This window comes from Streptomyces sp. NPDC048291 (assembly GCF_043201715.1).
Lineage (GTDB): Bacteria > Actinomycetota > Actinomycetes > Streptomycetales > Streptomycetaceae > Streptomyces.
Genome location: NZ_JBICZC010000004.1, coordinates 572,715 through 590,180, shown reverse-complemented (window position 1 = coordinate 590,180; position 17,466 = coordinate 572,715). Strand labels below are relative to the sequence as shown.

Below are 17,466 nucleotides of genomic sequence, written 5' to 3'. Positions count from 1 at the left end.
GCTCCTGAATATGGATATGCACACTGTGGTGGTGGGGACGTCCGGTGTCACCGCGTCCGACGTTCTCGCCGTGGCGCGCGGCGGCGCCCGGATCGAACTGTCCGCGGAGGCGGTCGCGGCCCTCGCGGCGGCCCGCGAGATCGTGGACGCGCTGGCGGCCAAGCCGGAGCCGGTCTACGGCGTCAGCACCGGCTTCGGCGCCCTGGCGACCCGGCACATCAGTCCGGAGCTGCGGGCCCAGCTGCAGCGCAACATCGTCCGCTCGCACGCGGCCGGCATGGGTCCCCGGGTGGAGCGCGAGGTCGTACGGGCCCTGATGTTCCTGCGCCTGAAGACCGTCTGCTCCGGGCACACCGGTGTGCGTCCCGAGGTCGCGCAGACCATGGCCGACGTGCTGAACGCCGGCATCACCCCGGTCGTGCACGAGTACGGCTCGCTGGGCTGCTCCGGGGACCTGGCCCCGCTGTCGCACTGTGCTCTGACGCTCATGGGCGAGGGGGATGCCGAGGGCCCGGACGGGGTCGTACGGCCCGCCGGTGAGCTGCTCGCCGAGCACGGGATCGCGCCTGTCGAACTGCGCGAGAAGGAGGGTCTTGCCCTCCTCAACGGCACCGACGGCATGCTCGGCATGCTGGTCATGGCACTCGCCGACCTGGACATGCTCTACAAGTCGGCCGACGTCACGGCCGCGTTGAGCCTGGAGGCGCTGCTCGGCACGGACCGGGTGCTCGCGCCCGAGCTGCACGCCATCCGGCCGCACCCGGGGCAGGGCGACAGCGCCGCCAACATGCTCGCCGTGCTCCAGGGCTCCCAGCTGACCGGGCACCACCAGGACGACGCGCCGCGCGTCCAGGACGCGTACTCGGTGCGGTGTGCTCCGCAGGTCGCCGGGGCCGGGCGGGACACCCTCGCGCACGCCCGGCTGGTCGCCGAGCGGGAGCTGGCGTCGGCCGTCGACAACCCCGTGGTGCTGCCCGACGGGCGGGTCGAGTCCAACGGCAACTTCCATGGCGCGCCGGTCGCCTACGTCCTCGACTTCCTCGCCATCGCGGTGGCCGACCTCGGGTCCATCGCCGAGCGGCGCACGGACCGGCTGCTGGACAAGAACCGCAGCCACGGGCTGCCGCCGTTCCTGGCGGACGACGCCGGCGTCGACTCGGGGCTGATGATCGCCCAGTACACGCAGGCGGCACTGGTCAGCGAGTTGAAGCGGCTTGCCGTTCCGGCGTCGGCCGACTCGATCCCGTCCTCGGCGATGCAGGAGGACCACGTGTCGATGGGGTGGTCGGCGGCGCGCAAGCTGCGGACGGCCGTGGGGAATCTGACGCGGATCATCGCCGTCGAGCTGTACGCGGCCAGCCGGGCCGTCGAGTTGCGGGAGGGGCTGGCGCCGGCGCCGGCGTCCCGGGCGGTGATCGACGCGGTGCGCTCCGCGGGGGTGCGGGGGCCTGGGCCCGACCGGTTCCTCTCTCCCGACCTCGCCGCGGCGGAGGAGTTCGTGCGGGGCGGGGGAGTTGTGGCGGCGGCGGAGAAGGTGACCGGGGCGCTGCGGTAGTTGCTTGGCCGCGGGTGGGTGGGGGCTGGTCGCGCAGTTCCCCGCGCCCCTGAGGGGCGCTCCGGTGAGCGCCCCTTCGAAACATCGGTCAGTTCAGCTTCGCCGACTGGGCCTTGATCACTGCCGGTGGGACCGTGTACGTCTTGCCGGTCATCATCGCGCCGATGTTCATCGTGAAGTACGTGGCGACCGTGTTGCCGTGGCGGACGACCTCGGCGTGCAGTGGGCCCTTGTCGCCGTCCATGTCGGTGGTGGCGGTGAAGGCGACCGACTCGTCGCCCGACCCGGACGCCTTGGTGGGCGTCACCTCGGTGACCTTCTGGGCGTCGGCGGAGGTGCCGCCCGTGAAGCCCGTCGCGCACTCCTTGAGGGCGGTCGAGACGGCCCGCAGCGCCTGCTGGGCGCCGTCGCCGTCGTACGACGACAGGTCGAGCGAGGTGATGTCCAGGTTCAGGGAGTCCTTGAGCGCGCTCTCGAACTTGCCGTCGGCCATGTCGTCGAGGGAGGTCGCGTCGTCGGTCGGGTCCTTCTTGTCCTCGCGTACCGTGCGGCCGATCTCGGTCGCCGGGTCGGCCGGGGCGAGGCCGGTGAGGACGTAGGCCAGCGGACGGCACTTGTCGTCGCTCGACTTGACGGTGCTCCGGGTCGGCGCGGCCTCGCCGATCGCGTTGACCTTGTAGCCGTCCACCTCGTCCTGCGCGAGGATCCGCTGCTTCAACTCCCCGGTGCTCAGCGCCTTGACGGCGGACGCCTTCCGCGCGGTGCCCGAGGTGTCCGTGGAACTCCCGTCGGAGCAGCCCGTGATGAGGGCGAGGGAGAGTGCGCCGCCGACGGCGAGGGCGCAGGTCCGCACGCCCGATGATCTCTTCATGAGAGGACTGTGAGTCCCGGGTCAAGGATCGGTCAAGTTATTTAGAACTCAAGGCGTTCCCGGCGGACCGAATAGACCACGAAGCCCGCGCCGACGGCGAGGAAAAGGGTGCCGCCGACGACGTACGGGGTGGTGTCCGGGCTGCCGGTGTCGGCGAGGTGGGTGGCGTCCCCGGTCGCCTCGGAGGTGGCCTCGGACAGCGCCCTCGCCTGCTGGGTGACCCGGGTCGCCGTACTCTCCGACGTGCCGGTTCTCGCCGGGGCGTCCTGCGACGCGTGGGCGGACGGGACGAACCACAGTGCGCACAGGAGCGTGCCTGCGGCGGTGGCGGTCAGCAACGGGCGGCGAGCGGATGACACGGAATATCGATCCCCCTTGTGACGCTGGCGAATTGGCCGTGTGGGCCGATGTTAGTGAAAATCGCGGGTCACGGGAAAGTCACGGGAGGTTTCGGTCGTACGCTCCCGCCATGAGCACTCCAGAGACATCACGTTTTGTACGGCTTCGGGTGGAGCTGGTCCTCGAAGTCGAGGACGCCGGTGAACTCACCAAGGCCGCGTTGCGCCGGATCGCCGGGGATCCCGACCTGCCCGGCGAGGAGCGGACCCAGGCCGAGGCCGCTGTGACGGAAGACACCGCCGAGGCGCTCGCCTATCTTGTCGATCCGTTCGACCTGGTCAGCGAGGTGCCCGGGGTCGAGCTCCAGCAGGCCTCCTGGTCCAGCGAGCGGATTTCCTACGATCCGGATTCGCCGGACTGGGATCTCGACGAGGATGATGGCGAAGGCGACGACGAAGAGGGCGGCATCGGCTGAGCGATCCGGGGAACCGGTGACCCCGGGCGGCAACCGCCGTCCGGGGTTTCGTCGTCTCAGGGGGCGCGCGGACCGGTCACTTCCGCACCGGCCGCCCCGGGGGACGTGGTGTGCCCCACAGATCCGGAGAGTGTGGAACGGGACGGCGCGGCCGTAGCGTTGAAGGTTCCTGACGGGGGCTCTCGGTGTGTTCGCGGACTCGGCAACGATGGAGAAGCGTGTGATGACGGACAGTAAGCGGCGCAAGGGCCTGGTGGCCGCGTCCGCACTGCTCGGCGGTGTACTGGTGCTCACGGCGTGTTCCGGGAGCGACGACAAGGCGTCCGGCAGCGGCCAGAGCTCGCAGGCCCAGGCGGACGAGGCCGCGGCCAAGAAGTCGTCGAAGGCCGACATCACCATCACACCCAAGGACGGCTCGGCCAACGCGTCGATCAACAACTCCGCGGCCGTCACCGTCAGCAAGGGCACGCTCACCGGCGTCACCATGACCACCGCCGACGGCACCGCGGTCGCCGGCGCGCTGTCCGCCGACAAGACCAGCTGGAAGCCGACCGCCCAGCTGGAGCGGTCCACCACCTACAAGGTGGCCGCCGAGGCCAAGGACTCCGCCGGTCTGGTCGCGCACGAGAACGCCTCCTTCACCACGGTCTCCCCGACCAACAGCTTCATAGGCACCTTCACCCCCGAGGACGGCTCGACCGTCGGCGTCGGCATGCCCGTGTCGATCAACTTCGACAAGCAGATCACCGACAAGGCCGCCGTCCAGAAGGGCATCACGGTCACCTCCAGCAGCGGCCAGGAGGTCGCCTGCCACTGGTTCTCCACCCAGCGCATGGACTGCCGCCCCGAGGACTACTGGAAGGAGAACTCCACCGTCACGCTGAAGCTGGCGCTCGACGGTGTGCAGGGCGCCTCCGGTGTCTACGGCGTCCAGCAGAAGACGGTCACCTTCCACATCGGCCGCAACCAGGTCTCCTACGTCGACGCCCAGACCAAGGAGATGAAGGTCACCCAGGACGGCAAGACCGTCAAGACCATCCCGATCTCCGCCGGTTCGCCCGAGAACAAGACGTACAACGGCGTCATGGTGATGTCCGAGAAGTTCAAGGAGACGCGCATGAACGGCGCGACCGTGGGCTTCACCGACAGCGACGGCAAGGGCGAGTACGACATCAAGGACGTGCCGCACGCCATCCGCCTCACCAGCTCCGGCACCTTCCTGCACGGCAACTACTGGGGCGCCAAGTCCGTCTTCGGCGCGGTGAACACCAGCCACGGCTGCGTGGGCCTGTCCGACACCAAGGGCGCCAACGACACCAGCACGCCGGCCTACTGGATGTACAGCCACTCGATCGTCGGTGACGTGGTGGTCATCTCCCACACCGGCGACAAGACCGTGGCCCCCGACAACGGCCTCAACGGCTGGAACATGAACTGGGCCGACTGGAAGGCCGGTTCGGCCGTCTGAGCCGTCCGAGAGCGGTAGCGAAGGCGGCCGTCCCGCGGGGGACGGCCGCCTTCGGCGTTCGCGGGGACTGCGGGGGAGTTACTCGGCCGGTGCGTCGAACCAGCCGCGGCGCTGGGCCTCGGCGCCCGCGGCGAAGCGGGTCTCGGCGGCGAGTTCCTCCATGAACTCGCTGATCCGGCGGCGCACGGTGCGCGGGGTCAGCCCGAGGCGCCGGGCGATCGCCTCGTCCTTGAGGCCCTGCCGCATCAGCGCGGCGATCTCGTGGCGCTGCCCCTCCCGGTCCCCGTAGCCGGAGGAACCGGAGAGCGTCAGCGGCCGGGCCTCGCGCCACAGCAGCTCGAAGTAGTGGCGCAGCGCGTCCACCGCGACCGGCGAGGTCAGGTGCAGGGCCGCGCTGGAACCGGTCGGGGTGAGCGCCAGCAGCGCCTGGGCGCCGTCGGTGACCTTCAGTTTCATCTGCAGCCGCGGCAGTAGCCGTATCTCCTCGCCGGCCGCGGCACAGCGCTCGATGATCCCGGCGCCCACGGGATCGCTCAGGAAGGCGGCCTCGTAGATGCTGCGGTGCCGGACGCCCCGGGCGATCGAGGCGGCCGTGGGCGGCTGCGCGGAGCCCTCCGACAGGGGCAGGTCGTAGCGGAACGTCTCCAGCGTCAGGTGCTCCGCCGTGGCCGCCGTGCCGATGGTGTTGGACAGGGCCGCGATGTCGTCGGAGTCGGTGAGCACCCGGGCGAGCCGGTGCGAGGTGGCCTCCTGGGCCTGCCGGTGCGCGAGCCGGCGGATGTGCGCGGCCTCCCGCTGGGAGCGGGCGACGATGTCGTACTGGGCGTTGAGTTCGTGCTGCTTGTGGGCCAACGCCGCTTCCAGGGCCGGTAACGGGGCCGCCGCCGCGAGGACCGGGGGGTCGTGCGGCAGGACGTGCGCGAGCCCCAGGTCCAGCAGCCGGGTGGCGTTTCCCGGGCCGCCGAGCCGCCGGTCGGCGTCCGCCAACGGAACGGGACCATCCGTTTCGGCCAGGGTCCGGTAGCTCGCGGCGGTGTCCGGACCCGTGAGCGCCGTCAGGGTGCTGACGGTCTGGTCGAGGAGCTCCGAGGCCGTGGTGGAGAATCCTTCGGATCTGTCAATGAGCCGCGCGTCTCCGGGTGGCCTGCTGTCCACAATCTTCCTCCCCGTTTGCTTCATTGAATTCTGTACATCCGGGTAGGGTCCGCACCGACCCCCGAATCTGCCGGATGTTAGTGCGAAATACCGGACGGGCGCCGTCCTCGCAGGTCGGTGCGGTGCGGGCGAAGGGCCGGCGGTCGCGGGACCGGACCGGAGGCCCGGCGTCCGGGCGGCGCCCGAGCGGGTGGACCGGGGCCGGCGGGCCGGGAGTTGGCCGCTTGTGTCCGATCGGCCACAACTTCCCCTGGCCTTCGAAGGCCGCCGCGCTGTGGACTCGCCTCTGCGCAGAAGTACGTGTGAACGCGTGTGAACACACGACGGGGGATGTCCGAGCATGTACAGCAACAGCACGATCGTGGCCGAAAGCGCGCCGAAGGCGGCGCCGCCGCGGTCGCCCGGCACTGATCTCCGGTGTCCCCGGTCCTGCCCGCCCATGTGACGTCTTCTCACCCGAGGCCTCGTTCCTCGCGTATGTGAACTCCTCGCGAATGTGAACCGCCGCGCCTCCCTCCGCACCGGTGACCGATGCCCCGCCGCCAGGCGGCCGGCCGTCCGGACGAGGGCCACCGGCCGTGGACCGCCGATGTTCCCGGCCGCCTCAGCGCCCGTCTTTCCACATGTGGACGCCAACGGAGACACCGACCATGACCAGCACGTCATCGCTTCGCCCTGTCCGCACGGCGGACGAAGAGCTGTGGCCGGCCTTGCGCAAGGCCGGTTCCGCGGGGATCTCACCCGCGGGCTCGGAGGGCCTCAGGGCTCTCCTCGACCGGCCCGCGCAGGCGGTCGTGGCCGTCGACTTCGACGGCACCCTCGCCCCGATCGTCACCGACCCCGCCACCGCCCGCCCGCTGCCGCAGGCCCTCGCGGCCCTCGTCACCCTCGCCCGGCACGGGATGCGCGTGGTGATCGCGACCGGCCGCCCGGCGGGTTACGTCGTCTCCGCCGCCGCCCTGCGCACCGGTACCGGCGCGCCCCGGATCACGGTGCTCGGCCACTACGGCCTCCAGCGCTGGGACTCGGCGACGGGCCGGCTGCGCACCCCCGCACCGCACCCGGCGATCGCCGAACTGCGCCGGCGGCTGGGCCCGCTGGTGGCCCGGCACGGCGCCGGCGCCCGCGTCGAGGACAAGGCGCACAGCATCGGCGTGCACACCCGCGGCTGTCCCGACCCCGGTGCCGCCCTGCGGCTCCTGGCACCCCCGGTGCGGGCGCTCGCCGACGACCTAGGGCTGCGGGTCGAGGCGGGCCGCCTGGTCCTGGAGGTACGGCCGCACGGCGTCGACAAGGCCACGGCCCTGGCCGGGTTCCTCGCCGAACGGCCCGCGCACGCCGTGCTGTACGCCGGTGACGACCTCGCCGACCTCCCGGTCCTGCGGCTGCTGACCGGACGCCGGGCCCAGGGGCTGCCCGCCGTCACCGTCTACAGCGCGCCCGCCCTGCCCGCCGAGGCCGTCCCGGAGCTGCGGGACCACTGCGACCTGCGGGTGCCCGGCCCCGCCGGGGTGGCCGCGCTGCTCGCCGTCCTCGGCCGCGGGCTCGTGGACCGCCGGCCATGACCACCTCCCCACCCCCCACCCGGCCGGACCCGGTCCTGTCCCAGGTGCAGAGCGTGCCGGTCACCGCACTGGCGCCCGCCGACTCGCCCCGGGCCGAGGACGTGGACCTGGCCTACGCCAGATCCCTCATGGAGATCGGCGAACTCCCCCCGATCCTGGTGAACCGCCGCACCCTGCGGGTCGTCGACGGCATGCACCGGCTGACCGCGGCGCTGCTGGCCGGCCGCCCCGAGATCGACGTGCGGTTCTTCGACGGCGACGAGCGGGAGACGTTCGTGGCCTCCGTGCGGGCCAACCTGCACCACGGGCGGCGGCTCAGCCAGCAGGAGCGCTCGGCGGCCGCCCGCCGCGTCCTGACCGCCTACCCGGAGTGGTCGAACCGGGCGATCGCCCAGGCCACCGGTTTGTCCACGAAGACCGTCGCGATCCTGCGGACGCGTTCATCCGGGGACGGACCCCAGTTGAACACCCGGGTGGGACGGGACGGCCGGACCCGGCCCGTGGACCCCTCCGCGGGCCGGGAACGCGCCGCCGCGTATCTGCGCGCGCATCCGGACGCGTCACTGCGCCGGATCGCCTCCGCCGCCGGGGTCTCGGTGGGCACCGCCCGGGACGTGCGGGCGCGGGTGGAGCGGGGCGAGGACCCCGTCCCGGTGCGGCGGGCCGCCGCGTCCGGGGAAGCCGCCCCGCCGGCCGCGGTCGCTCCCGCCGACGCCCTCGCCCGCCCGGCGCGGCGCCGTGCCCCGGCCACGGACCCCCTCGCCGCGCTCGCCCGCGACCCCTCGGTCCGCTTCTCGGACCCCGGGCGGCAACTGCTGCGGATGCTCGACAACCGCGCGCTCCTCGGCGCCGAGGGCGCGGTACTGGCGGACGCCCTGCCCGGCCACTGCCGAGCCGCGCTGATCGCCGCCGTCCACCAGCACATCGACCTGTGGCTGGCCTTCGCCGGCCTGCTCGAACAGACCGGCTGAACCTGCCCTCCCCTCCACGCCGACCACCACTTCAGGGCGGCCCGCAGACTCCTGCGGGCCGCCCTCCTCCGTCGCCCGGAAGGCTGCGACGCCGCCCCGTGCACTCACCACCTCACGAAGCCCGCCGCGAACCGGCCGCCTCCGCGGTCGGGCTTGTGCTGTGGGCCGGTGGTTTTCGTGGTTGGGGTTGTGCTGTGGGCCGGCCGCCTTCGCGGTTGGGGTTGTGCTGTGGGCCGGTGGTCTCCGCCGTCGGGGTTGCCGTGGACCGGCCGCCTCTGCGGTCGGGTTTGTGTCGTGGGTCGGTGGTCTCCGCCGTCGGGGTTGCTGTGAACCGGCCGCCTCTGCGGTTGGGTTGTGTTGTGGGCCGGTCGTCTCCGTCGTCGGGGCTGTGTGCCGTGGGGCCCCGGCCCTGGCGTCGTGCGTGCGGCGCCGCAGGGTCCCGCCGGGGCTGCACCTGATCTTCGTCGGCCCGCCCCCTTTGCCGTTCCTTGCCGGGCCCGCGTGCCGCTCTTTGCCGGGTGCGGAGGGCCGTCGGAATCGCCGTTCGGCGGGTGCTCGTACCGCCCGGTTTCCCGTATTGCACACGTGTTCGCGCTGCCTACGCTCCCAGCGACTTGAAGGAGGTGGGTATGGACCACAACCACGAGGGCGGGGAGACCTTCGCCCTGCTCGACGGGAAACCCGTGCCGGCGGAGACGGCCGACTGGCTCGGCCGGGCCGACGCGGTCGCCCCCGTCATCGAGAAGTGGCGCGAGGAGGGCGAACGGCAGCGGTTCTCGCCGCTCCCGGTGTTCGAGGCGCTGCGGGACGCCGGGTTCCCCCGGATGCTGGTCTCCCGTGAACTGGGCGGCGCGCAGGTGCCGTTGGAGACCGGCTCGCAGGCGCTCCAGGCGCTGGCCCGGCTCGACCCGGCGATCGGCTGGCAGATGGGGGTGCAGGCGGCCATCGGACGGCTCTCGGACTACCTGCCGGAGCCGCAGGCCCGCGAACTGTTCCTGGACCAGGACGCGTTGGTGGTCGGCTCGGTCAATCCGACCGGCACCGCCGAGGCGGTCGACGGCGGCTACCGTCTCGCCGGCCGCTGGGGCTTCGCCAGCGGCTCGGCGCACGCCGCCTGGCTGGTGTGCGCGGCCCGCGTCACCGCCGGCGGCGCGCCCCGCACGACGGACGGGGGCGGCCCGGAGATCCGGATGCTGTTCGTCCCGAAGTCCGCCGTACGGATGCTGGACAACTGGCACACCCTCGGCCTGCGCGGCACCGGCAGCGAGGACTACGAGGTCGACGACGTGTTCGTCGCCGAGCAGTACACCATCGACCAGCGGGACATGTTCGCCGCACCGTCCGCCCGCCCGTCCCGCGGCTACGGCATCAGCTACTACGACTTCGGGCTGTTCGGCTCGTCGTCCACCGTGCTGGGCGCCGCCCGCGGCGCGCTGCGCGAGTTCCAGCGGCTCGCCCTCACCAAGCGGCCGGCCGCCGGCACGAGCACGCTGGCCGCCGGCCACACCGTCCAGGACCGGTACGCCCGCGCGGAGGCGAAGGTACGGGCCGCCCGGCTGCTGCTCACGGACGCGGGCTGGCACGCCGAGCGGTACGGCGAGACCGGCGGCGACGCGCTGAGCGCCACGGTCCGGCTGACCGCGGCGACCGTCGCCGAGCTGAGCTGCGCGGCGATCACCTCGCTGTTCACCGTGGCGGGCACCTCCTCGCTGTACGCGAGCAGCCTGCTCGAACGCTACTTCCGCGACGCGCACTCGGCAGCGAAGCACATCACCCTCTCGCCCACCAACGTCGAGATGGCGGGTCGGTACCTGCTCGGCGGCGGCCTCGCCATGCGCCGCTGAACCGCCCCGGAACCGGCCCCACCTCCCCGACCGCGACCTGCCCGGAAGGACAACCATGCAGACCATGAAGGCCTTTCAGCTCCTCGCCCCGCGCCAGACCGTACTCGCCGACGTGCCGCGCCCGGCGGCACCCGCCGACGGCCTGCTGCTGCGCACCCGCTGCGTCTCGATCTGCTCGACCGACATCTCCTTCTTCGAAGGGCACCTCTTCCCCTCCGGGTACCCGGTGATCCTTGGCCACGAATACCTCGGCGAAGTCGTCGAGAAGGGGCCGGAGTTCACCCGCTCCGACATCGCGATCGGCGACCGGATCGTCTACTGGGGGCAGACCGACTTCGGCGGCTTCGCCGAGTACCGGTCGCTGCGCCCGGTCTTCTCCGGCGAGGTCAAGGAGGACGTGTTCTGGGCCGACCGCAACTTCAACGACGACCTGCGGGCCGCCGCCGTGAAGATCCCCGACGCCCTCGACGACCTCCAGGCCTCCTTCATCGAGCCGACCACCGGAGCGCTCCGCTCCCTGCTGGGCAACCCGCCGAAGATCGGCGACCGGGTCCTCATCATGGGCACCGGCCCGATCGGCATCATCGCCGGCAGCGTCATCAGGCGCCTGTTCGCCCCGAACCAGGTGGTGTCCGTCGACGCCAACCCGATGCGCAACCAGCATGCCGCGGAGCACTTCTCCGAGCGCGCCTACCTGCCCGAGGAGCTCATCGCGGAGGTCGCCGAGAACACCTTCGACTACGTCTTCGACGCGCTGCCCACCGTGCGCGTCGAGGACGAGGAGAAGGACCCCCGCCGGGTGGCGATGCGCCGGCTGAAGCCCAAGGGACGGTACGTGCTGTACGGGGCCTCCCAGGAGATGCAGAAGTTCGACACCTGGCTGATGCTCGCCAAGGGCATCAACATCAGCGCCTCGCCCTTCGACGTCACCGCGTTCCCGATGCACCACTCCGCGAACGTGATCCAGGCGGCCATGCAGATGCTGCTGTCCGGCATCGTCGACGGCAGGCGCCTGCTCTCCACCGTGCACAGCTTCCGGGACTACGACGGGCTCGTGGAGATCTTCAAGAACTACCGGAGCACCACCGACCTCAAGACGATCGTCGACTTCCGCGCGGACGCTCCGCTGTAGGGGCCGTTGTTCGTCTGCGGGTTCGTCGTGGCTGGTCGCGCAGTTCCCCGCGCCCCTCGGGGCGCGGTCACCCCGCCCCCAGAAGGGAAAGCAAGGACGTGGACACGCCCAGGACCAGCCAGCCCCTCGCATCCGTCGCCTCCGACGCGGACTTCGTCGTAGTGGCCAACCGTCTACCGGTTCACCTGGACACCAACGGTCCGGACGGGCCGCGCTGGCGGCGCAGCCCGGGGGGACTCGTCAGTGCTCTGGAACCCATCCTGCGGGCCCGCCGGGGCGCCTGGGCGGGGTGGGCCGGGACCACCGCCGGCGGGGCACCGGCGGAGCTGCCCGGTGAGGACGTCCGGCTGCACGCGGTCCCGCTGGACGAGACCGAGTACCGGGAGTACTACGAGGGCTTCTCGAACACCACGCTGTGGCCGCTCTTCCACGACGTGGTGGTGCCGCCCGACTTCGACCGCGGCTGGTGGCAGAGCTACCAGCGGGTCAACCAGCGCTTCGCCCGGCACGCGGCGGCCCTCGCCGCACCCGGGGCGACCGTCTGGATCCAGGACTACCAGCTGATGCTCGTCCCCGAACTGCTGCGTGCCCTGCGGCCCGACGTACGCATCGGCTTCTTCCTGCACATCCCCTTCCCGCCGCCCGAACTCTTCCTCCAGCTGCCCTGGCGCGGCCAGATCGTCGACGGACTGCTCGGCGCCGACCTGGTCGGCTTCCAACTCCCGGGCGGGGCGCAGAACTTCCTGCACCTGGTGCGGCGGCTGCGGCGGGCGGAGAGCGTCGGCCACGCACCCCGCTCGTCCGTCCTCGGCACCGTCCTCGTGGGCGACCGCGAGGTCCGCGTCGGCGCCTTCCCGATCTCCGTCGACGCGGCCGGTCTGGAGGAGCTGGCCGCGGGCGAGACCGTACGGGAACGGGCCGGGCAGATCCGCCGGCAACTGGGCGAGCACCGCAGGATCATGCTCGGCGTCGACCGCCTCGACTACACCAAGGGCATCGACCAGCGGCTGCGCGCGTTCGAGGGGCTCCTCGCCGACGGCCGGGCCACCGCCGGGGACACCGTCCTCGTCCAGATCGCCACCCCGAGCCGCGAGCGCGTCGAGCACTACCGGCGCCAGCGTGCCCGCATCGAGGCCCGGGTCGGGCACGTCAACGGCGCCTTCGGGCGGGTCGGCCAGGTCCCGGTGCACTACCTGCACACCACCGTCGACCGCACCGAACTCGCGGCCCTCTACCGGGCCGCCGACGTCATGCTGGTGACACCGCTGCGCGACGGCATGAACCTGGTCGCGAAGGAGTTCGTCGCCGCCCGCCCCGACCTGGGCGGCGCGCTGGTGCTCAGCGAGTTCGCGGGCGCGGCCCAGGAGCTCACCCGGGCCCTGCTGGTCAACCCGCACCACCGGCACGAACTCCAGGACGTCATGGCCACCGCCCTCACCCTGGACCCGGCGGACGGCCGGCGCCGTATGCAGGAGATGCGCCGGCACCTGCGCGAGCGGGACGTCCACCACTGGGCCCGCTCCTTCCTCACCGCCCTCGGCGGCGCCGGACACGGCGCGCTCCTGACGGACACCGGCGACCCGGCCCCCCGCGCGAGCAGCGTCGCCTGACGAACTCCGACGTCCCCTGACGCCCTTTCACGAAGAGCACGTATCCACCATGCCCCGACCGACACCACGCGTCCGCACCGTTCGTGACCACGCCCGAGGAGGCGTCGTATCCATGTCCGTCGCTGCCGAAAAAGCTGCCGAAATAGCTGCCGGAGAAGCCGCCGGAGAAGCCGCCGGGGAGGTCGACTTCACTCATGCCATGGCCCGGGTCCCCGGTCCGGTGGTCGTCACCACCACGGTCGACGAGAGCGGACGCCGCTGGGGCTTCACCGCGAGTTCCTTCGTCTCGCTCTCCCTGGACCCGCCCCTGGTGACGGTGAGCCTGGACAAGAAGGCCAGTACGCATGCCGCGTTCGCGGGCGCCGGCCACTTCATGGTCAACGTCCTGGCGCACGACCAGTCCGAGATCGCCCGGCGGTTCGCGACCTCGGGCGTGGACCGGTTCGCCGCGGGCGACACCGAACCCCTGGAACGCGGGCTGCCCGGGATCCCCCGGGCGGTGGTCCGGCTGGCCTGCCGGATGCACGAGGTGGTGGACGGCGGCGACCACAGCATGCTGGTCGGCCGGGTCCTGGACTGTGTCGCCGCCCACGATCAGGAGGCGCTGGTCTACGTCGACCGTGGCTTCGTACGCCCCGCCCGCGGCTGAGGCGGGCGACGGCTCGTCACGCGGTCGGCGCCGCCGCGTGCCTGCTGCGCCAGGTCTGCTTCTTGGCCTGGTTGCCGCAGGTCTCCATCGAGCACCAGCGGCGGTTCCCCGGACGGGACGTGTCGAGGAACCAGGCGGCGCAGTGCGGTCCGGAGCAGGCCCGTACCCGGTCGAGGGCGGGCGAGGTCGCCAGCGCGAGCGCGTCGCGCGCGATGTCGGCGAGGACCGCGCCCACCGGGTCCGGGGCACTCCAGGCCACCGTGCCGTCCGCGGCGAGCACCGGAACCGGGGGTGCCGCCGCGGCGGCCCGGTTCACCAGCTCCCGCTCCCCGGGCGGGCAGCCGGCCGGGCCGGCCGGCGAGCGGGCCGAGGTCAGCAGCGCGTGCACCGCCTCCCGCACCGCCCGCGCCTCCCGGAGCACGTCCGTCGCCGGGGCCGGGATCGCCGTGCCGTCGGGATAGGGGCCCAGTTGGGCGACCCAGGCGGTCAGCGCCTCGGGGGTGTCCAGTTCCTCGGTGGCGCCGTCCATGCCGCGCAGCCGGAGTGTGCGCATGAAGTCCAGGCAGATCCGGCCCGCGCCGCTGCGGAAGCGGGGGGCGGTGGGCGCGGGTGTGTCGGGCATGAGAACCACCCTACTTCGGAACCGGTTTTACTGGTACCGTCGAGGAACCGGTTAAAGCGGTTCTTCTTTCTCCGTCTCCCCCTTCCTCTTCTTCGCCAGAGGTGTGTCGTGTCCGCTGGGCCTCCCCCCTCCTCGTCGCCGACGCTGAGCCGGCGCCTGATCCTGCTGCTCTCCGTCGCCTGTGGCGTCGCGGTGGCCAACATCTACTTCCCACAGGCGATCAGCCCGCTCATCGCCTCCGACCTGCACGTCTCCCCGGAGTCCGCGGCCGTCGTGGTCACCTGCGCGCAGCTCGGCTACGCGGCCGGCATCTTCCTGCTGGTCCCGCTCGGCGACCGGCTGCGCCACCGCGGCCTGGTCACCACCCTGCTGCTGGTGACCTGCGCCGGGCTGGTGCTGGCGGGGACTGCCACCTCGCTGCCCGTCCTCGCCGTCGCCAGTGCGCTGGTCGGCCTGACCACCGTGGTCCCGCAGATCCTCATCCCGATGGCGGCCGGCCTGACCGCACCGGAGCGCCGCGGCGCGGTCACCGGCACCCTGCTGTCGGGCCTGATCGGCGGCATCCTGCTGGCCCGCACCTTCTCCGGCACCCTCGGCGAGTGGCTCGGCTGGCGCGCCCCCTACCTGGTCGCCGCCGGCCTGGTGCTCGTCCTCACCCTGGCCCTGGCCGCCGCGCTCCCCATCACCACCCCGAGCACCGACCAGCGCTACCCGGCCCTGCTCGCGGCCTCCCTGCACCTGCTGCGCACCGAGCCGCAGCTGCGCCGCTCCGCCCTCAACCAGGTGCTGGTCTTCGCCGCCTTCAGCGCCGCGTGGACCGCCCTCGCGCTGTACATCACCGGCCCCGCCTACCACCTGGGCACCCCGGCCGTCGGCGTGCTCGCCCTGGTGGGCGCGGCCAGCATGTTCGCCACCCCGGTCGCCGGGCGCCGCACCGACCGCCAGGGCCCCGACACCGTCAACCTGGTGTGCATGGCGGGCGCCATCGCCGCCGGCGCCCTGCTGCTGACCGGTCACCTCGGCGGTGCCGTCGGCCTGGTCGGCCTGGGCGCCGGGATGCTCCTGCTCGACGTGGCCATGCAGTCCGGCCAGGTCGCCAACCAGGCGCGCATCTTCGCGCTCCGCCCCGAGGCCCGCGCCCGCCTCAACACCGCCTACATGACCTGCGCATTCCTCGGCGGCAGCGCCGGTTCCTGGCTGGGCGTGCGGGCGTACTCCGGCTTCGGCTGGAACGGCGTCTGCGGCCTCGTCATGCTCCTGGCCGGCCTCGCCCTCCTCCGGCACGTGCTGCGCGCCCGCCCGGCCGCGGCCCCGGTGACGGAGCAGGTCACCGCCGCCGACTCCACCTCCGCCCCGGCGGCCCGCTGACGCACCGTCCGCCCGGTCACCCCGCAGTCATCCAGTCACCGCACACACAAGGAGCTGTCATGCCCGATACCCTCCGCCGGAAAAGCACCACCTGGGGCCTGACCACGCCCCCGGCCGGCACCGCCCGGGGCCGAGAGGCGGCCGCCCGGTGAGCGGGTGGGACTACATCGTCGTCGGCGCCGGCTCGGCCGGCTGCGTGCTCGCCGACCGGCTCAGCGCGGACGGCACCGCCCGGGTGCTCCTCGTCGAGGCCGGCACCGGGACCGCCGGCACCCGCCCCGAGGTGCAGGTGCCGATCCTCTTCCCGCGGCTGTTCGGCGGCGACCTGGACTGGAACTTCAGCACCGTGCCCCAGCCCGGGCTCGGCGACCGCACGATACCGATCCCGCGCGGGAAGGCGGTCGGCGGCTCCTCGGTGATCAACGCCCAGCTGTGGACCCGCGGCCACCGCGCGGACTACGACGGCTGGGCGCAGGCGGGCCTCGACGGCTTCGGCCACGACGACCTGCAGCCCTACTTCGACCGCGCCGAGCAGCGGATCAGCCTCTCCGGGCTGCGCTATCCGCTGCCCGTGACCCCGGCGTTCGTCGACGCCTGCGCCCGCCTCGGACACATCCCGGCCGCCGAGGTCCAGGAGGGCTACGCGCTGGCCCGCGCGACCCACCGCGAGGGCCTGCGGCACAGCTCCGCCGACGCCTACCTCACGCCGGCCCGGGAGCGGTCCAACCTGACCGTGCTCGCGGACACGCTGGTGCACCGGGTGCTGTTCGAGGGCACCCGGGCCGTCGGCATCGAGGTCGAGGGGGAGTCCGGCACCGAGACCCTGCGCGCCGCACGCGAGGTCGTCCTGTCGGCCGGCGCCGTCGGCAGCCCGCACCTGCTGTTGCGGTCCGGCGTGGGCCCCGCCGCCGAACTGGCCCCGCACGGCATCCCGTTGGTGCGCGACCTGCCGGGGGTGGGCCGGGACCTGACGGACCATCTGCTGGTCCCGCTGGCCTTCGAGGCCCAGGGCTTCTGGTCGCCCGGCTCCGGCACCTCGCCCGAGCAGATCGACCAGTACCTGACCGACCGCCACGGCTCCCTGGACTCGATCATCTCCGAGGCGCTGCTCTTCCTGCGCACCCGGGCGGAGTTGGACGCCCCCGACATCGAGATCGTCCACCTGGTGGTGCCGCTCGGCGAGCACCAGCGGCCCGCCGCGCACGGCATGGCCCTGGGCGTCATCCTCATGCGCCCGCACAGCCGGGGCAGCGTCACCCTGCGCAGCGCCGACCCGTACGACGCCCCGCTGATCGACCCCGGCTACCTGACCGACGCGGCGGGGGAGGACCTGGGCACCCTGGTCGCGGGCGTGCGCGCGGCCCAGCGGATCCTGCGCCAGCCCGACCTGGCGCAGTGGCTGGGCAAACCGCTCACGGACGGTGCGCTCTCCGAGGACCTCGACGACATCACGGCGTACATCCGCGCCACCGGCGGCAGCATCCACCACCTGGTGAGCACCTGCCGCATGGGCACGGACGAACACGCCGTCCTCGACCCGTCGTTCGCCGTCCGGGGCGTGCACGGCCTGCGAGTGGTGGACGCCGCCGCGATGCCGAGCCTGGTGCGGGCGCACACCCACGCCCCCGTGACGATGCTCGCCGAACGCGCCGCGGACGTCATCCTGGGCGAACGCTGAGGAAACGGCGAACGCCGAGGAAACGGCCCCAGCGACCCCGGCCGGTGATTCCCCCGCCCGGCCGGGGTTTCCGCGCGCCCGGGCGGAGGGTGTCCGCGTCCCGCGCTGACAGCCCCGTGCGGGGCTGTTCCTGGCCTCCGTACAGCCTTCTCATGCATCTCTTA

General features: G+C 72.7%; 15 protein-coding genes. 11 read left to right on the top strand and 4 right to left on the bottom strand.

Annotated features, from left to right (window positions below):
- Nucleotides 1–16: 16 nt before the first annotated feature.
- A complete protein-coding gene (gene hutH, locus ACGF5O_RS13505) occupies nt 17–1,555 on the top strand; it encodes a histidine ammonia-lyase (protein WP_393810142.1) in 1,539 nt (512 codons plus the stop codon).
- 88 nt (nt 1,556–1,643) lie between these two features.
- Here the strand turns inward: hutH and ACGF5O_RS13500 are convergent, their stop codons facing one another.
- Both ACGF5O_RS13500 and ACGF5O_RS13495 read right to left on the bottom strand, forming a co-directional pair.
- Entirely contained in the window at nt 1,644–2,426 is a 783-nt protein-coding gene (locus ACGF5O_RS13500) for a hypothetical protein (RefSeq protein ID WP_393810020.1), read from the bottom strand.
- Between the two features lie 41 nt (nt 2,427–2,467).
- The gene (locus tag ACGF5O_RS13495) at nt 2,468–2,785 is read right to left on the bottom strand and encodes an LAETG motif-containing sortase-dependent surface protein (RefSeq protein ID WP_093499425.1); all 318 of its coding nucleotides are present in this window, start codon (nt 2,783–2,785) and stop codon (nt 2,468–2,470) included.
- A 110-nt stretch (nt 2,786–2,895) separates the two neighbouring features.
- On the opposite strand from ACGF5O_RS13495, the gene ACGF5O_RS13490 reads away from it, so the two are divergent.
- Together ACGF5O_RS13490 and ACGF5O_RS13485 are read left to right on the top strand one after the other, a co-directional pair.
- Entirely contained in the window at nt 2,896–3,240 is a 345-nt protein-coding gene (locus ACGF5O_RS13490; RefSeq protein ID WP_388906555.1) for a hypothetical protein, read from the top strand.
- A 223-nt stretch (nt 3,241–3,463) separates the two neighbouring features.
- On the top strand, nt 3,464–4,708 hold the full coding sequence (locus ACGF5O_RS13485) for an Ig-like domain-containing protein (RefSeq protein WP_393810019.1): 1,245 nt from the start codon (nt 3,464–3,466) through the stop codon (nt 4,706–4,708).
- A 78-nt stretch (nt 4,709–4,786) separates the two neighbouring features.
- Here the strand turns inward: ACGF5O_RS13485 and ACGF5O_RS13480 are convergent, their stop codons facing one another.
- Entirely contained in the window at nt 4,787–5,863 is a 1,077-nt protein-coding gene (locus ACGF5O_RS13480) for a helix-turn-helix domain-containing protein (RefSeq protein WP_393810018.1), read from the bottom strand.
- Between the two features lie 650 nt (nt 5,864–6,513).
- Between ACGF5O_RS13480 and otsB the strand changes: the two genes are divergently transcribed.
- The 6 genes from otsB (at nt 6,514) to ACGF5O_RS13450 (ending at nt 13,634) form a co-directional block, all read left to right on the top strand.
- Complete coding sequence (otsB, locus tag ACGF5O_RS13475) at nt 6,514–7,428, top strand: trehalose-phosphatase (RefSeq protein WP_393810017.1); 915 nt, start codon at nt 6,514–6,516, stop codon at nt 7,426–7,428.
- The gene (locus tag ACGF5O_RS13470; protein WP_393810016.1) at nt 7,425–8,399 is read left to right on the top strand and encodes a ParB/RepB/Spo0J family partition protein; all 975 of its coding nucleotides are present in this window, start codon (nt 7,425–7,427) and stop codon (nt 8,397–8,399) included. The genes otsB and ACGF5O_RS13470 overlap by 4 nt, the downstream gene beginning before the upstream one ends.
- Nucleotides 8,400–9,028: 629 nt before the next feature.
- Nucleotides 9,029–10,243 (top strand): acyl-CoA dehydrogenase family protein, encoded by a 1,215-nt coding sequence (locus ACGF5O_RS13465; RefSeq protein WP_393810015.1) that lies wholly within the window; start codon nt 9,029–9,031, stop codon nt 10,241–10,243.
- 64 nt (nt 10,244–10,307) lie between these two features.
- Nucleotides 10,308–11,375 (top strand): zinc-binding dehydrogenase, encoded by a 1,068-nt coding sequence (locus ACGF5O_RS13460; protein ID WP_393810014.1) that lies wholly within the window; start codon nt 10,308–10,310, stop codon nt 11,373–11,375.
- 98 nt (nt 11,376–11,473) lie between these two features.
- Entirely contained in the window at nt 11,474–12,985 is a 1,512-nt protein-coding gene (locus tag ACGF5O_RS13455; protein ID WP_393810013.1) for a trehalose-6-phosphate synthase, read from the top strand.
- A 112-nt stretch (nt 12,986–13,097) separates the two neighbouring features.
- Nucleotides 13,098–13,634, top strand: coding sequence for a flavin reductase family protein (locus ACGF5O_RS13450; protein ID WP_393810012.1), 537 nt, complete (start codon nt 13,098–13,100; stop codon nt 13,632–13,634).
- A gap of 16 nt (nt 13,635–13,650) precedes the next feature.
- Here the strand turns inward: ACGF5O_RS13450 and ACGF5O_RS13445 are convergent, their stop codons facing one another.
- Nucleotides 13,651–14,256, bottom strand: a complete 606-nt coding sequence (locus ACGF5O_RS13445) for a CGNR zinc finger domain-containing protein (protein WP_393810011.1) — start codon at nt 14,254–14,256, stop codon at nt 13,651–13,653.
- Between the two features lie 108 nt (nt 14,257–14,364).
- Between ACGF5O_RS13445 and ACGF5O_RS13440 the strand changes: the two genes are divergently transcribed.
- Both ACGF5O_RS13440 and ACGF5O_RS13435 read left to right on the top strand, forming a co-directional pair.
- On the top strand, nt 14,365–15,624 hold the full coding sequence (locus tag ACGF5O_RS13440) for an MFS transporter (protein WP_393810010.1): 1,260 nt from the start codon (nt 14,365–14,367) through the stop codon (nt 15,622–15,624).
- A 148-nt stretch (nt 15,625–15,772) separates the two neighbouring features.
- Nucleotides 15,773–17,302, top strand: a complete 1,530-nt coding sequence (locus ACGF5O_RS13435; protein WP_393810009.1) for a GMC family oxidoreductase — start codon at nt 15,773–15,775, stop codon at nt 17,300–17,302.
- Nucleotides 17,303–17,466 lie beyond the last annotated feature (164 nt).

Excerpts from the sequence above, each read along its gene's own strand:
- hutH (WP_393810142.1), top strand. The coding sequence starts at position 17 with ATGCACACTGTGGTGGTGGGGACGTCCGGTGTCACCGCGTCCGACGTT.
- ACGF5O_RS13500 (WP_393810020.1), bottom strand. The coding sequence starts at position 2,426 with ATGAAGAGATCATCGGGCGTGCGGACCTGCGCCCTCGCCGTCGGCGGC.
- ACGF5O_RS13490 (WP_388906555.1), top strand. The coding sequence starts at position 2,896 with ATGAGCACTCCAGAGACATCACGTTTTGTACGGCTTCGGGTGGAGCTG.
- ACGF5O_RS13485 (WP_393810019.1), top strand. The coding sequence starts at position 3,464 with ATGACGGACAGTAAGCGGCGCAAGGGCCTGGTGGCCGCGTCCGCACTG.
- otsB (WP_393810017.1), top strand. The coding sequence starts at position 6,514 with ATGACCAGCACGTCATCGCTTCGCCCTGTCCGCACGGCGGACGAAGAG.
- ACGF5O_RS13470 (WP_393810016.1), top strand. The coding sequence starts at position 7,425 with ATGACCACCTCCCCACCCCCCACCCGGCCGGACCCGGTCCTGTCCCAG.
- ACGF5O_RS13465 (WP_393810015.1), top strand. The coding sequence starts at position 9,029 with ATGGACCACAACCACGAGGGCGGGGAGACCTTCGCCCTGCTCGACGGG.
- ACGF5O_RS13460 (WP_393810014.1), top strand. The coding sequence starts at position 10,308 with ATGAAGGCCTTTCAGCTCCTCGCCCCGCGCCAGACCGTACTCGCCGAC.
- ACGF5O_RS13450 (WP_393810012.1), top strand. The coding sequence starts at position 13,098 with ATGTCCGTCGCTGCCGAAAAAGCTGCCGAAATAGCTGCCGGAGAAGCC.
- ACGF5O_RS13445 (WP_393810011.1), bottom strand. The coding sequence starts at position 14,256 with ATGCCCGACACACCCGCGCCCACCGCCCCCCGCTTCCGCAGCGGCGCG.